Raw genomic sequence first — 14626 nt, forward strand, 5'->3', positions numbered from 1 at the left:
GTTATGAGTTGTGAGTTATGAATTATGAGTTATGAGTTGTAATTTTTATTGCTAACTTTTTACTCCTAACTCCTAACTTTATTTCAAGTAGTGAGTTGTGATTTTTAGTTCTAACTCCTCACTCCTAACTCCTAACTTTTTTATCTGGTTTCCATCGTTTCCACTCGGAAACGTTCAACGGAAGCGATCAAGTCACGGGATACACCTACTAAGTGTTGTAGGGCACCTGAAACTCGCTGTGCTTCCTGGGAAGTTTCTTGTGCAGTTAGTTCTACTGATTGCATTACATGAGCGACAGCGCGGGAGGTTTCAGTCTGTTCCACAGTGTCGCTAGTAATAGATCGCACAAGAATATCAATGCGATTCGCCACTTGAATAATATTTTCGAGCGATCGCTTGGCTTCTTCTGCCAATTTTGTCCCTTTAATTACTTGTTGTGTGCCCTCTTCCATCGCGGTCATTACAGAACCTGTTTCGCTTTGGATTTGCATCACAATTTGTTCAATTTCCTTGAGGGATTTGGCAGATTTATCTGCTAACTGGCGCACTTCGTCTGCTACGATCGCAAAACCGCGTCCAGCTTCTCCCGCTCTTGCCGCCTCAATACTAGCATTGAGTGCTAACAAGTTGGTTCTGGAAGCAATCTGCGAAATCAACGCCACAATTTTAGAAATTTCTTGAGAAGATTCCGCCAACCGCTTCACTTTGCGAGTGGTTTCGGCAACGGTTTCTCGAATTTCTAAAATACCTGCGACGGTATTTTCTACCGCTTCACCACCTTGGAGAGCGATCGTACTAGCATCACGAGCAACGGTTTCAGCTTCCCGCGCCGCCTCTGCCACTCGCTGAATCGAGTCGGTCATTACCTGTACAGAATTCAGCGTTACTGCTAACTCTTCTGCTTGACGCAAAGCATCACTAGATAAGGCTCTAGCAAAGGTTTCAGAGTTGGTTGCACCTTTTGTTACATCCTTCGCTGCCACTTTTACCTGTTGCACAATATCTCGCAGATTTTGAATTGTCAGGTTAAAAGCATCGGCTACGGCTCCTAGTACGTCGGCTGTCACTTCAGCTTGGACTGTTAAATCGCCTCTAGCAGCTCCTTCCACATCATCCAAAAGGCGAATCACCTGACGTTGCAGGTTTTCCTTGGCTTCCTCTTGTTCATCGGCTTTCCGTTGGGCTTCACTTGTCGTTGTGAAAATTACCCGTGCCATTTCATTAAAGCCAGTGGATAAATGCCCCAATTCATCTTCAGAAAACACTGTGGCTTGAGCATTCAAATTTCCTTGGCGTACAGCTTCAAACTGAGCTTGCAGATCATTGGTTGTGCGCCGAATTTGTTTGAGTGCAAGATTTCCCATAAAGCCTGCGGTGGTAAAACCGGCAATCCCGGCTGCTAGGGACATTGCCCAACCTGTGTTTCGTACTGATTCACGTTGTTGGGCTGGCGAAAATGTGGTGGCGACAAAGCTAACTGTGGCTACAACTAGCGCTGAGACAATGCCCACACTTCCAGCAATCAACCATTGTTTCCGTTCTATAGAAGCATTTTCTAATGGTGCTAACCAGCCTTGCTCGACACTAACGTTGGGTTCTAGTTTCGAGACATCTGTTTGGCTAAAGACTGGAACTCCTTCATGGGAACCAGTCATCGAAAATAGTTCCTCTTCGCGATCGGCTGCATTGCTTCCAGAAGTATCCGTGCTTTGAGAGCGTATGCTGCCACTAGTTTCTGCTGGAGCAGAATACATTGCTGCATCACCGAAGTTAGAATCTTCTTCGATCAGGTCAAACCCTGGAATGTTTCCTAAATCGTCAAATTCTTCAAAGTCATCTAAAAAGTCAATATTGCTCTTAGAATTTTCTCCATTCAGTATATTGTTTGAGTCTTCATAAGAACTTAAACCATCTGAGCCAAAGGCAGACTCAAATGCTTCCATATCAAAATTTTCATCATCAAAGCTATTTTTGCTGATGATTTCACTTGATTTAATCTGCTTTTCTTTCAGAGGAATATCGCTCTTAAAAGATGAATAATTATCAGATGATTCTGGTTGAAACTCTTGCTCTGTTTCTAAATCTTGTGACTTCAACCAATCATGTGCTTCGGTTTCAGGCAAATCATATCTACTATTGTTATTTGTAGCTGTTGAACTATTTATAGGTTCTTCTTCAACAACAATAAGTAAAGTCTCGTCTCCAAAATTAGATTTATTATATTCTAAATTCCCAATCCGAGGCTCTGAAGACTTTGGCTCACTCAACAAATCAGAGAAATTATTTTCGCTAGTACTAGTTTGTGAATTAAAAGATGAATAGCTATTATTTTCAATAGCTGAATTTCCACCATCGAGATTTATCTCTTTCTCTGAAAACTGACTATTTACTAATGATTCTTCTTGCCTCTCTTCTGAAATATCTTCCTGCCAAAAAGCAGGCAAATCTAATTCTGTTTTTTCCTCATAACTACTGCTATATAAATTTTGTTCCTCTGATTCTTCATCCAAAGCAAAAGGGTCGTCACCAAAAGTTATAGAAGAATCTGATATTTTTCCCATTCCAATACTATCTTCCGTGGGGATGTCAAATGGACTATTTGAAGATAGTTCTGTAACCCCATCCACAGTTTCTTGATGCTCTCCAAAAAAGTTCAAATCAAGGTTATTACTGTCAAACTCCTCACTAGCGCCCAAATCTTCTAATTCTGGTTCGCTATATGCCAGTGGATCGGACATCTCTGAGGAATTTATCTGCTCTTGACTTCCTGATGTATCAATCTGTCCACCGAATGACTGTAAATATTGATTGATATTCTCAATTCCATTATTGGCAAAACCAATAATTTCTTGTTCGTTAGTCAAGCTTAATACCTGTTGATATTCTTCTTTTGCAACATCGTACTGTTGCAAAACATAGTAGATGTGACCCCTTAACAAATGAGTGTTGGGGTCATTTGGTAGATTTTGCACCACTTGGTCAACTAAAGTGGCCGCAACCTCATAATTCCTTTGAACATAGGCGGTCATCGCCTGTTGATATGTTGGTTCGTAATTATCAATACTTGCTGCCATTTCCTCCTCCAATTTCATCCTGCCCACCTAGCACTCCGTACAATTGCCATTTGATCGAGCAGTCGTAGACACTGATTATTTTTAGCACTTAGTAACCACTCTCCACGTAAAAAGGGAACCATAGTATCTGGAACACCAGTTGGTGGCATAAGATTCTGGACATCCAACCAGTCCATACCACCTATTTCCTCTACTGCTAAACCCACTATTGTGTCTTGCTCCTCGATGGCAATCACTGAAATTTCTGCTCTATCCGTGTTTAATGCACTTGCTTCCCCCAGAAATTGACCCAAATCAGCCACCCAAATAACTCGACCTCGTAAATTTAGAGTACCCAAAAGTAAAGGAGAAGCATTAGGAATCGGGGTGATTCTATCAGGACTTAGTTCAATTACCTCCCGGATGCCAGTAGCTTGTAATGCAAACTCCTGATGCGAGGGAATGTAAAATCTCAAATGTAACTCACCTTCAGGACTTTCCACTTGTAATTCTGGTCGGAAGTGGTCTTGACCGCTACCACTTAAAAAGTCCGGTTTGCTGACCATATTGCTTTTATCCTTATCCTCGCAGCAGTTGTTTGACTGTTCCTACCAACTCGGTTGGTTGAAACGGCTTGGCTATGTAGGCATCTGCACCCTGCTTCATGCCCCAGTAGCGATCAAATTCTTCGCCTTTGGAAGAACACATCACCACCGGGACATTTTGGGTTTTGGGATCGGATTTTAACCGCCGACAAACTTCGTAGCCGTTCATTCGGGGCATGACAATATCTAACACCACTAAATCGGGAGGTGCTATTTGGATTGCCTCCAATGCTTCTAATCCATCGCTGGCATGGGTAACTGTTAGGCCAGTTGCTTTTAGGAGGTCTGTAATCATCTCCCTTTGCGCGATACTGTCTTCCACAATCAGAACTGTACTCATAAATGTCTATTTACCTCCTGATGTAGACGTTCCTATTTGGAACATTCCCTGATTCCTCCGCAATTATTAACTGTATAAATTAATTGTATGTTCTCACTATTTTCCTGGATATTGAGGTTTCACTGAGTTGGCTGACTCTGTGATAACATCTTTTAACTGATCTTTTAGTAGATCAACAAGTTATGTTTTCCCCCAGCCCTTACTCCCTATTCCCTAATCCCCATTTTCATAGAATTCTATTTTGAGATATTTCTCTACAATCATGAGTAATTCAGTGTCGGTAAATGGTTTTGTTAAATAATCTGTTGCCCCGACCATACTAGCTTTGACTCGATCAATAAATCCATCTTTACCAGTAAGCATGATAATCGGTGTGAGCCGAAATGCTGTGGAATGTCGCAACATGGCGCAAACTTCGTACCCTTCCAATTCCAACATGGCTATATCGCACAAAATTAAATCGGGTTTGAGTTGAAAAACCAGACTCAGTGCTTCTAAGGGATTGGTGAGAGCGATCGCTTCATAGCCTTGTGGTTGTAAGATCGAATTTATAGTCTCACCGATGGCGATCGCATCGTCAATACATACTATCCGCCCTCTGTGTTTTCCCTTCAATTCCCAGTTGTCATTGTGGGTATCTGGTTTAGTTGTGACTGAATATACTAGTTGTAGCCAACTCTGTTGTACATAAGGATATATTGCCTTAGCAACTGTCAAAATATCTCGGTTGAGATAGCGAGCCAGTTGACGCAAGGATGTTTTACCATCAGCCCAATGTTGTAATTTCTCTACAGTTGCTTCTGGTAGCGATGATTGTAGCTGAACTTTGTCAGATAGCACTGGCAATTGTTCGGGAGACTGAATGTGCGGATAGAGTTCCTTCCACTCTTGCACCTGCTTCATAATTTTTGTAACAAATGGAGCAATCTCGAAAGTGTTTAATTGTGGGGCAAGTGCCGCACCCTGATGGAAAATGAAGTTCCCTTGGTGTAAACTCAGCAGATCAAAGAGAGTTTCATGCACCAAGCCGTGAATGATACTACCAGCTATCTTGGGGTTGATAATATTCCGCTCCAAAAGTGCCCACAGATAGGCATACTCTGGTGAGTCGGTTGATGGTAGAGAGGCTATCTGTTTGTCGGTGAGTCGGATCTCGACTCGATAATGACGTAAATAATCATTAATTCTGGATAAATTACTCTCACCTTCTCGGCAATAGATAATTTGACCATTGAGGAAAAATACGAACCAAGACTGTTGTTTTGGGCGATAAATGTTTGCTCCCTCTCCACTCAGCTTGTTGTTATGGTGAGAGCTATGAGCTTCTACCCATAGTTGCCCAGTTCGCTGTCCCAACGCAATTAATTGCAGGATACTGCAAATATCAATTTCACTTAAATTTCCCTGCATTTACCTAAAAAGTACTCCTTGTAATACCGTTAAATATTATTTTTGAATTGTGTCCTGCAATTTTTCCATTTTTAGAGCAGGTAGTTTAAGTATTGATTATGGAGTATTGGCAAGATTTTTACCCTTCTCCTTGTTGGCATTAGGGAATAGATTCAACTATAAAGCTTAATCTTTCGTAATACACTTTGACAAAGCTAGTGTAAACACGGAAGTCATCATCACTGTCATCAGTACAAAATATAAAGGCGTGACCAAATCGCTTTTATAAATATCAAGGCGTAATATATTGCGTCTATAGTTTTGTCTGTCTTGTTTTCCTAAACATGGTTTCAGGGAGACAAGTTAACAGAATTATTTAAGGTATATCTCAAAACACGAACTTTAAGTGCATCAATAAAGGACTAACGGTGTGCTGTATTTAGCAGAAGTACAAAAACAGAAAGGTGGTTTACTCAGTGGCAGCGGCAAAACTGAATTGAAACTGCTAGCTTGTCAGCGAACTGACCAGAATTGGAGTACTGTGTCGGAAGAAGTGATTGCTGCTGAGGACGCAAGCAAATTAAATGATGGCGCTTTGGTACTGGTTGAACTGAATCCAAATCGTCAAGTGCAGCGAATTCAAGAAGCAGGGCGGCCACTAGTCAATATTTTGCAGAATTTTTCCCGCCAATTGGAGAAATTTAAGCTCAAGGAAGATGAAATCGATCAGTGGAAACAGTCGTTAACGTTTCAGGCGCAAGAGTTGAATCGCCGTGAAATGGATATGGAAGTACGCTCAGAACAGTTGCAAAACATGGAAGAGGAGTTGCAACAACTAGAGCAGCAAAAACAAGAAGTTGACACATCCCGCCAGGAAATTGAACAGTTAAAAACAGAAGTTGAACGCAACCGCCTAGAATTGGAAGGCGCTTGGGAACATTTGCGGGGTGAGCAGCGCCGTCTAGAGGAACGTCAAGCAGATTTTAAACAAGGGACGGTTTTGGATGAAGAGCAAAGTCGAGTAATGAGTGAGTTACTTGATCGCTTATCTAATCGCGTAGCTCCCACAGAAACAGTCAGAGAACACCTGCATAAAGCTTTTGAATTGGTAGAAAAGCAGCAAGCAACTCTTACCCCGCACTGGCAAAAACTAGAAGAACAAAAAACTGCGATCACACAGCAGCAAGAAGAAGTGGAGCGGTTGTCACAAACATTTAGCGATCGCCAAAATGCATTGCAAGAAGCACAAAATACTCTAGTTCAGCAAACAGCCCAGTTGCAAATAAATACAGCTGACCTGACTAGCAAGCAAGAGTATGCCCGGATAATCAAAGAGCAGTTACGAAATGCTGAAGAGTTATATCAACAAATTCACTCTTTAGCTGCAACCTCTAGTGATGTAGTTCTCGGCCAGCAAGCTAATGTGGAAGCTTTGGATAAAATGCCTTTAGAAGAACTACAAAAGATAGTCCAAGACTTGCAGCATAAGCTAGAAATAGATGCTACCTTTGTTCACGATCAAGAACAAGAACTGGAATATAAACAAGAAGCTATAGAAGAACTGCAAAATAAATTAAGCCAAGCATCTGACCAAGATCACATCAATTTAGAACTGGAATTAACAGATGAAAAAGACCTTTATCAGATGCTAAACTCCAGTTTGGTGGGACAACGCCGCAATATGTTACAGCATCAGAAGTTTCTCAAGCAACACCAAGCTGTATTGCTACGGCGACAAGGACATACTGTTGTTGAGGAAGATGAGGGTAATAAAGTTAATTTAGAACCAGTTCTATTACAAATAGAAACCCAGCGACAACAATATTCGCAGGAAATCCAAAAGCTAGAACGTGAAATTGATCAAATCCGTTCTGGTGTTGAGCTAAATCAGGGAATGATTGACAATCAAACCCACGATTTGGATGAAAAGCGCCAAGAACTGAAAGCGCTCGAAGAAAATTTGCTTTCCCTGCGAAGAACAACTGCTGAATGTTGTGGTCGAGTAAATCTTTATCAGGAAGCACTACAACCAATTCAGGATTCTCTTGATGGCTTACGGCAAAAGCTGCAAGGAATTGCAGAATCTTTGGATAAATTCCAGGAAACTGGCGATCATCAAGTCCAAGCCATCGCCCAGTTGCGCCACACTCTCCAAGGTTTAATGCCTCAGCCAGAATTATTAGCGTCTTAATAAGTTAGGAGTTAGGAGTGATGAATTAAAGATTTTTAACTCATAACTTTTAACTCCTAACTATTTTAAATAAATCCAGTCACCTTCTACTTGAGCGATCGCACCACCAGGAAATGGATCGGTTTGCGAACGGTTTGGCGCTGTAATTAAAGCCGTTAATTTCTCAATGTGTTCAAAACTCACTGCATCAGTAAGTATTTGCTGCAACACCTGACGCATCACGCGACGTTGCAGTGCCAATGGTGCTTTCTGCAAGACCCGACGATTTAACCGTAAGGGAAGAAGAGGAATAAGGGAATCTTCGTCATCCCCCATATCCAAAGCCTTTTCCCGCAACTGCTGGGCAGCTTTTTCGAGATATTCTACTTCTGCTTGGAGAAGTTCTGCTGTTTGAGCTAAGGCTGATTCTACTTGGGGATTGAAATTCTCTCGTAAATATGGTAATAATTCTTGGCGAATGCGGTTGCGGGCATATTGCAAATCTTGATTGGTGGAATCTTCCCAAATTGGCAATTTAAACTCTTGACAAAATTGCTCTGTTTGTATTCGAGTGATTTCTAAAAGTGGGCGCACTAGCATAATGCCTGTAGTCAGAGGGCGTTGCCAAGTCAGGGCTTGTAAACCATCAGCACCAGTACCCCGAATTAAGTTGTAGAGGAGAGTTTCGGCGCGATCGCTGGCGGTGTGTCCTGTAACTATATACTGATAATTGTTCGCCTGAGCGATCGCACTTAAAGCTTGATAGCGCCAATCACGTGCAGTAGCCTCACTATTTATAGGTTCGTTCGCTGTTTCTAAATAAAAGGATGTACCCCAAGTTTCAGCTAGGTTTTCAACATGATGAGCATTAGATTGGGAGTCAGAACGCCAACGATGATCGCAGTGAGCAATACCTAAAGCCCATCCCCATTTGGATTGTAAATCTAAAAGTAATTTTATTAAACACAAAGAATCTTGTCCGCCGGAGACAGCGATTAATAGTCGCTGGTTGCGCTCAAATAATTGGCGCGATCGGATGGTGCGATGTATTTTTGCGTGTAGAGAAGTCCATACCATTTTGGATTTTTTAGCGCCGACGGACATAGATAATTGTCTCTTATATTACGTGCATCGACAATTACGATTTGGGTATTAATTTTCACCTCCCTTAAGTTGCTGGCGAAGGTCGTCGAGCGGAGAACTTTCTGGATTGATATCTGAGCGATTATTTTCTTGTTTTTCTTCAAGTTCAGTTTCATCAGGGCAAAATTCTAGGCGGACTCTAATTTTACCTGTCCGCCATTGTTTACCAGGTATTAAAACATAACATTCAAATCCTTCGTCAAATACTCTTGAACCTGATGAAGTACAGTGTTTTGCCCAAAATTTTTTTACTTCCTTTAAAAGCTGAAAGACTATTTGAGTGCGGGGTAAATTTTCAAACGCTTCTTGGTGAAAATGCACAACATCTTTTTCAGGATTTAGAGTTTCCCATTCATCATTCATAAATCTTGCTCCTGTAACTAAATCTATATTTCCCAGGAGAGACAAATTAATTATAAATCCTCATAGTTTTGGAATTTGGCTGGCAGCTACAACTTCTTTAAGAGCTAGTTCTAGTTCGGGGAAAGTAGTAGAGATAATTCGGTCATTGCGCGTAAATTTTTGGACTTAGTATTGGTTTTCAAGCAATAGTTAGTTTTTTCACTGGAGTCTGAACCATATTGTTCATCTGCTAAAAAAGGACTTATAACTGTTTGTAATTGATAATTAAATTATCAATTACAAATAATTTTATTTTTCTACTTGTTTGAGCTTTTGAAAAATTTCATCAAGTGGTGATTCTGATTCATCAGGACAAAATTCTAAAGCAAGTCTAACTTTTCCTTTTTTCCATCCTTGAGTACTAAATTGCAAAACTTCACAATTTAATCCTTGGGTATACAAATTTACTTCGTCTGTTTCTTCCGCTCCAATATATTCCTTAATTGCGGTAATCAAATCACGGACTTTAAAAGTTTTAGCAATATCTAATTTATTAAAGGTGTCTGGTTCTATAGACACAACTTCATCGTGATTAAGTCTCTCAAATCCATCTTCCATAAAAATGTCCTATCACTAAATCTATATTTTCCAGTGATATAACAGTTCATCCGAAATAATTCCCAAGAGATAATAGTAAATTTAAATCTGCTCCTTTCTCCCTCTCCATTGCTGGAGAGGGTTAGGGGTGAGGTTATTAAAAAAACCAGCCGTAAGAATGCAAACCTTTACCCAAAAGATTCACACCGAGATAGCAAATCCAAACAACAACAAAGCCAGTGGCGGCTAAAATTGCGGGACGACGACCTTGCCAACCGCGAGTGATTCGGGCGTGAAGATAGGCGGCGAACACCAACCAGGTGATTAATGCCCAAGTTTCTTTAGGGTCCCAACTCCAGTAAGAACCCCAAGCTTCGTTAGCCCAAACGCCACCGGCAATAATGCCAATTGTCAATAAGGGAAATCCGAGCCCGATAATTCGATAGCTGATGTTGTCGAGGGTTTCGGCAAGGCTAAGGCGCTGAGGTGAAAGAGGTTCGGCTGATGCTACTGTTTGAGGTTCAGAAGTAGTTACTAAATTCAAAACGGCGGTGTTAGCGTTACCGTTGCCGTTGCTACTACTTTCAAAACGAGCAAAGCCGTTATTTTCAGCAGAAGGGGCTGGTGGTTGAGAAATTAGTTCAGCTGCTTTGTGCAAGCGGTAGCCATTGCTGCGATAACCACCAGTACCGACAGAACTGCCTTGTAGCTGGATGTTTTGACCGCGAGTGACAATCAGAAAAGCGATCGCTAATAACGCACCCACCATCAAAGCAGAATAACTCAACATCATGACGCTGACATGCATCATCAACCAATTTGACTTTAAGGCAGGTACTAGGGGTTCTGACGCTTGCATCTGGGATGGTAATGTCATCGTCGCAAAAGCAGCAATCAACATTGCCACCGGAGATGTCACAACTCCTACTAAGCGGCTACGGCTACTACTTTCAGCAATTAGATGGACAGTGGTAATACCCCAAGTTAAGAAAAACAGGGATTCATAGAGATTACTTAGGGGAAAGTAACCAGCTTCTATCCATCTTGCCCCTAGTAGAGTCGCCATACACAAATTAGCGATCGCCATCCCAGCTGTCCCCAAAGCGGCTAGATAAGGCAGATTCGGAAAAGCCGCTCCTCCCCAATACACCAGCATTGTTAGGAATAATATGGCAAAGGAGGCATTGTCCAGCCAGTTCTGGAGTACAACCAGATTCATAAAGTGTTCTCTCCGTGGATAATTTAAAATATGGATTCTGACTGTTCTGATCCTATATGCTTACAGGGTTATGAAACAGGAGAAATTGGAAATAGGGCATTGGGCATCGGTTATTCTCCTTGTCTCTCCACTCCCTATTTTTCAATCTCCTATCTAGTAGAGTTGTTCTTATTGCTTTCTGGACTAGGCAAGGGAGTCGTATTACTAACTTTTTTGAGTGCTATAAAAATGTCGTAGAGGTTACTACGACTGTCGCTGACAGCAGATGTCATCCCAATTGAGCGTGTTGCAGCTAGCAAAGTTTGTTGATTGGGAATTAGAGTTGGCAAAGGGAAATTGTTCACAGTTCGTTCTACATCCAGAAAAAATTGACCATTTGTTGGATTTGGTTCTGTAGGAACTGTTTGTTGGAATGGGATCGTGCTAGCTAGTGTGTTGTTGGGCTTGGGAACAATTTTATCAGTGATGGGAGCGCCCACTACTAAAAAGGCGACATCTCCATCTAACCAACCGTGGGTGGCAGTTAAAGTACCATAAGGTGAAACCCAGTTGACAACAGGTTGCCCTGCAACTTTTGCAGGTTGCACTTGGAATTGGTATTGATTTCTCATCACATCATCCAATTGTTTTATGGATGCTTCGGCTGAATTGCGGAGGCTTCGCCCGCCGTAGGCATTGCTGGCCTGTACCATGAACACCAAACCCGCACGAAAATCATTTGGTGAACCTTCTTTGGGAGTATTAGGAATCACTGATAAGGAAAACTCGCCTTTCATCCAACTGAGCAAATCCTTATCTAAATCTAGAGTGGTAAGAGATTTTATCCCACCTTTGAGTTGTTCTGGTGCGATCGGTGAGAGGGGATTTCCTTGAGATGTTAAAACGTAATCTCCCCACAACCTCTGTAAGTTTCCTCCCGAAAGCATCATTAAGGTTTCTGCTGGTACGCGACTTTGCATTTTCCCAGCTTTATTTTCCACCGCCAGCACACGTTGACTATTAGGATTTAGCCAAGAAACGCCCTTGAAGCGGATTCCTTCTGCCTCTAAAGTCATTGTCCCTGCTAAACCTTGGTTATTTTGCAGTTGAGCTAAAACTTGAGCGGGTAAAGGCCGGTTTGGAGAAGCTGCGGCTATTTTAGCTGCTGTTGGCACATTGATGTAAAACTGGCCAAAGCGTTGATAATTGGTAATTTTCGGAAAATTCTCAGCAAAGCCCCCTGTTGTCGCTAGGGATGTTTGATTTTTGTAGGCATCGATCGCTCGTTCTGTGGCTTTGGGACTATCAGTTATGACTAAAAAACGCCCATCTATTAATGCTGCTGATAAGTTTTCCCCTGTTTGCCCTTCACTTTGTTTGATGGCGATCCCTTGATAAATACGGTCAATCCATTTGCCTTGTTTAAGGGTTTTGGGTTGTGCCCAAATATTTTTGGCGATTTCTGGGTTTTTTACTGGTAATACCATTACCATCGACTGCTGATCGCTAGCAGCATCTTCATTAGTGGTAACTGGTTTGGGTACAGCTTTGCTTGCTGTTGCTGGGGCAAGAATTGCGATTGTAATGTCATTGCCTACCCAAGGGGCGATATCTTTCTGGAAGTCGTAACCATTATTAGTGAGAAAGCGATCGCGCAATTCTACTAAATTTCTGTCCAGTTCTGCTTGGGTTTCTTTTGTCCCAAACTCCCGCAATTTCTTCCACTGCTGGGGATCTGTGGTCAGAGAAACCGCAAACAGTGCATCACCAGGAATAATATTTGCACCTACGAGCAAATCACTGGAAGATATTTGTCTCTGGCTTAACAACCAGTATGCGACACTCCCTGCACCAATTAATAGCCCAGCAGCCGAGAGCGTCAGCACCAGAGAGGGTTTCTTATTTTTCTTCATTGGAACAGACACAAGAGGCGGTGCCATCGAAACCTATACCTTATACTTGCAAACTTATTACTTGCTTGATTAGTTAAGTACACCAACTGGTTTAACCATTCTTTAGGACAGCTAATTAGATTAAATTTTCCACCCTAAATGTTGATGATACTTCCGTAATCAATCTTCCCTAGTCTTTCAAAAGCTGTGTTTTTGATTCAGTTACCATTTTTAACACGCTTTGTTGAATTTCGTAGGACGTTTCGCTAAGATTAATGCCTCATTCGGAAGATTTCCGCAAGTAAATCTGTGATTCCAAGCAATTAAAGAATATAACTAACTGGACAAAGCTGCAAGCGAATTTAAGCTATTTGGCTTTGCTCGGTAGCGTAGGCGCAGCCCGTCGTAGACATCGCCTACGATGGGCGGGTACGCCATCGCACCACATAATGACTACAATATTTTTTGGGACAACTATAATTGCAACTCAAATCCAGGTAATATATCCTCTCCAGAAACAATCGCCGGCATTTGCACAACTTCTACAGCTTTCAAAAGTCGGTAAATTTCAACTTGACGATCTTGAGGATTAATCAGCCAACCCAAACGCAGACCATTTTTGATATATTCCTGCATTTTCTCTTGAATCTGTGACAGCCGGTCTGTCTCCGAACGCAGTTCAATCACGAAGTCAGGTACAAGTGGCGGGAATTTTTTTCGTTGTTCTGGTGTTAAAGCTTCCCACCGCTCCAATTTTACCCAAGCAGCATCAGGAGAACGTTTTGCACCATTTGGAAGTATAAATATAGTTGAAGAACTAAAAACTTTCCCTAATTTAGCTTGACGATTCCAAATTTCTAAATCAGCGATCAGTCCAGCTTCTTGATTCCCGCTTTCTCCTCCGACTGGTGGCATAATTATTAATTCTCCAGCTGCATTCATTTCCAGGCTTAAATCACGATTGGCAACACACAATTGATAAAATTGCTCATCGCTTAAATGAGCAATTGGTTCTAGATTTAGCACAACAGTATTCATTAAACCTTTCCTCATGCCTTTCTTGTGAACATCAGTAGGACTAACAACGGCAAATCATTACCGAAAACTCACTAATTTAACAGCACTACTATCAGAGGCGATCGCTGCAACAATAATTCAATGTTATTTGATGTTTAACTGTACAATTTCGGCTACTTGGTTTTGCTCGATAGCGTAGGCGCAGCCCGTCGTAGACATCGCCTACGCCATCGCACCACATCATGGCTTTTTACCGATTTTGGGAATTCAATTGCATCGCTCCCAAATATTTAGTTAAATAAGGCGAAAAAACTTCATAAATTAAGGTTAGTGGCTGTCCATGATGCCAAAACAAGTAGTGGCGACCCCAAAAAGGCCCAGTTACGTCAAAACCAGACTCTAGCGCCGATGAGTCACCATAGTAAATCCCTCGAACATCCCGATATAACTCTGTGCGGAGACGAGCTAAACTTGCCCAAATTGGTAATGAACGATTTTGCAAATATTCATCTACATGACTGGCTTCCCACCACGAGGTAGCATAAGCTAATCGTTGACCAGAAGCAGTCCGCAGCCACACTTGTCGCCGTAGTCGCGGCCCTGGAACAGCTTGGATTAAATCAGGTGCAGCATCCAAATCCATGCCAATCAATGACATATCAATGACATCTACTTCTACAGGCTCGCCTGTAAGCAATTCTAGGTGACGTGTTGGAGAGCCGTCACCCAAAAGCATGAGCTGCCAAGCAGGTGCTAGCTGAGTGTGAGGTAAACTTTTTTGAATTACTTCCTCCCCTCCTTGCCAAATCGGAGTGAGGCGATGCCAAGCTGCTGGCTGTGTTAAGTTGTTTGTCGGCGTAAAAGTAATACTCAATGCTTT

At 41.9% G+C, this 14626-nt stretch carries 13 protein-coding genes; 1 reads left to right on the top strand and 12 read right to left on the bottom strand.

All coding sequences use genetic code 11. The features are described 5' to 3' along the window. Window positions 1-140: 140 nt before the first annotated feature. The 4 genes from G1O98_RS03305 to G1O98_RS03320 all read right to left on the bottom strand — a co-directional run bounded on the left by G1O98_RS03305 (window position 141) and on the right by G1O98_RS03320 (window position 5408). The gene (locus G1O98_RS03305; protein WP_163927232.1) at window positions 141-3074 is read right to left on the bottom strand and encodes a methyl-accepting chemotaxis protein; all 2934 of its coding nucleotides are present in this window, start codon (window positions 3072-3074) and stop codon (window positions 141-143) included. 14 nt (window positions 3075-3088) lie between these two features. Continuing rightward, window positions 3089-3619: a chemotaxis protein CheW gene (locus G1O98_RS03310; RefSeq protein WP_163927234.1), complete on the bottom strand. Its 531-nt coding sequence runs from the start codon at window positions 3617-3619 to the stop codon at window positions 3089-3091. A 13-nt stretch (window positions 3620-3632) separates the two neighbouring features. Beyond that, the gene (locus tag G1O98_RS03315; protein WP_069073698.1) at window positions 3633-3998 is read right to left on the bottom strand and encodes a response regulator; all 366 of its coding nucleotides are present in this window, start codon (window positions 3996-3998) and stop codon (window positions 3633-3635) included. 213 nt (window positions 3999-4211) lie between these two features. Further along, entirely contained in the window at window positions 4212-5408 is a 1197-nt protein-coding gene (locus G1O98_RS03320) for a response regulator (RefSeq protein WP_163927236.1), read from the bottom strand. 409 nt (window positions 5409-5817) lie between these two features. Here G1O98_RS03320 and hmpF point away from each other — a divergent pair, with 409 nt between their 5' ends. Continuing rightward, complete coding sequence (gene hmpF / locus G1O98_RS03325) at window positions 5818-7578, top strand: pilus motility taxis protein HmpF (RefSeq protein ID WP_163927238.1); 1761 nt, start codon at window positions 5818-5820, stop codon at window positions 7576-7578. A 60-nt stretch (window positions 7579-7638) separates the two neighbouring features. Here hmpF and tilS read toward each other — a convergent pair whose 3' ends face one another. The 8 genes from tilS to G1O98_RS03360 all read right to left on the bottom strand — a co-directional run bounded on the left by tilS (window position 7639) and on the right by G1O98_RS03360 (window position 14620). Beyond that, window positions 7639-8634: a tRNA lysidine(34) synthetase TilS gene (gene tilS, locus G1O98_RS03330; RefSeq protein WP_163927321.1), complete on the bottom strand. Its 996-nt coding sequence runs from the start codon at window positions 8632-8634 to the stop codon at window positions 7639-7641. 75 nt (window positions 8635-8709) lie between these two features. Next, complete coding sequence (locus G1O98_RS03335; protein WP_163927240.1) at window positions 8710-9063, bottom strand: KGK domain-containing protein; 354 nt, start codon at window positions 9061-9063, stop codon at window positions 8710-8712. A gap of 288 nt (window positions 9064-9351) precedes the next feature. Then, window positions 9352-9660, bottom strand: a complete 309-nt coding sequence (locus G1O98_RS03340) for a KGK domain-containing protein (RefSeq protein ID WP_012412190.1) — start codon at window positions 9658-9660, stop codon at window positions 9352-9354. Between the two features lie 136 nt (window positions 9661-9796). Beyond that, the gene (gene ccsB, locus G1O98_RS03345; RefSeq protein WP_163927242.1) at window positions 9797-10858 is read right to left on the bottom strand and encodes a c-type cytochrome biogenesis protein CcsB; all 1062 of its coding nucleotides are present in this window, start codon (window positions 10856-10858) and stop codon (window positions 9797-9799) included. A 149-nt stretch (window positions 10859-11007) separates the two neighbouring features. Then, on the bottom strand, window positions 11008-12777 hold the full coding sequence (locus tag G1O98_RS03350; RefSeq protein WP_163927244.1) for a DUF3352 domain-containing protein: 1770 nt from the start codon (window positions 12775-12777) through the stop codon (window positions 11008-11010). 426 nt (window positions 12778-13203) lie between these two features. Further along, the gene (locus G1O98_RS03355) at window positions 13204-13767 is read right to left on the bottom strand and encodes a Uma2 family endonuclease (RefSeq protein ID WP_163927246.1); all 564 of its coding nucleotides are present in this window, start codon (window positions 13765-13767) and stop codon (window positions 13204-13206) included. Window positions 13768-13858: 91 nt separating this feature from the next. Continuing rightward, window positions 13859-13990 carry a hypothetical protein gene (locus tag G1O98_RS40585; RefSeq protein WP_265578550.1) on the bottom strand — a complete coding sequence of 44 codons (132 nt, stop codon included), beginning with the start codon at window positions 13988-13990 and terminating at the stop codon, window positions 13859-13861. Window positions 13991-13996: 6 nt separating this feature from the next. Then, on the bottom strand, window positions 13997-14620 hold the full coding sequence (locus G1O98_RS03360; protein WP_012412186.1) for a chorismate lyase: 624 nt from the start codon (window positions 14618-14620) through the stop codon (window positions 13997-13999). Window positions 14621-14626: the final 6 nt, after the last annotated feature.

This window comes from Nostoc sp. UIC 10630, assembly GCF_010747425.1.
Lineage (GTDB): Bacteria > Cyanobacteriota > Cyanobacteriia > Cyanobacteriales > Nostocaceae > Nostoc.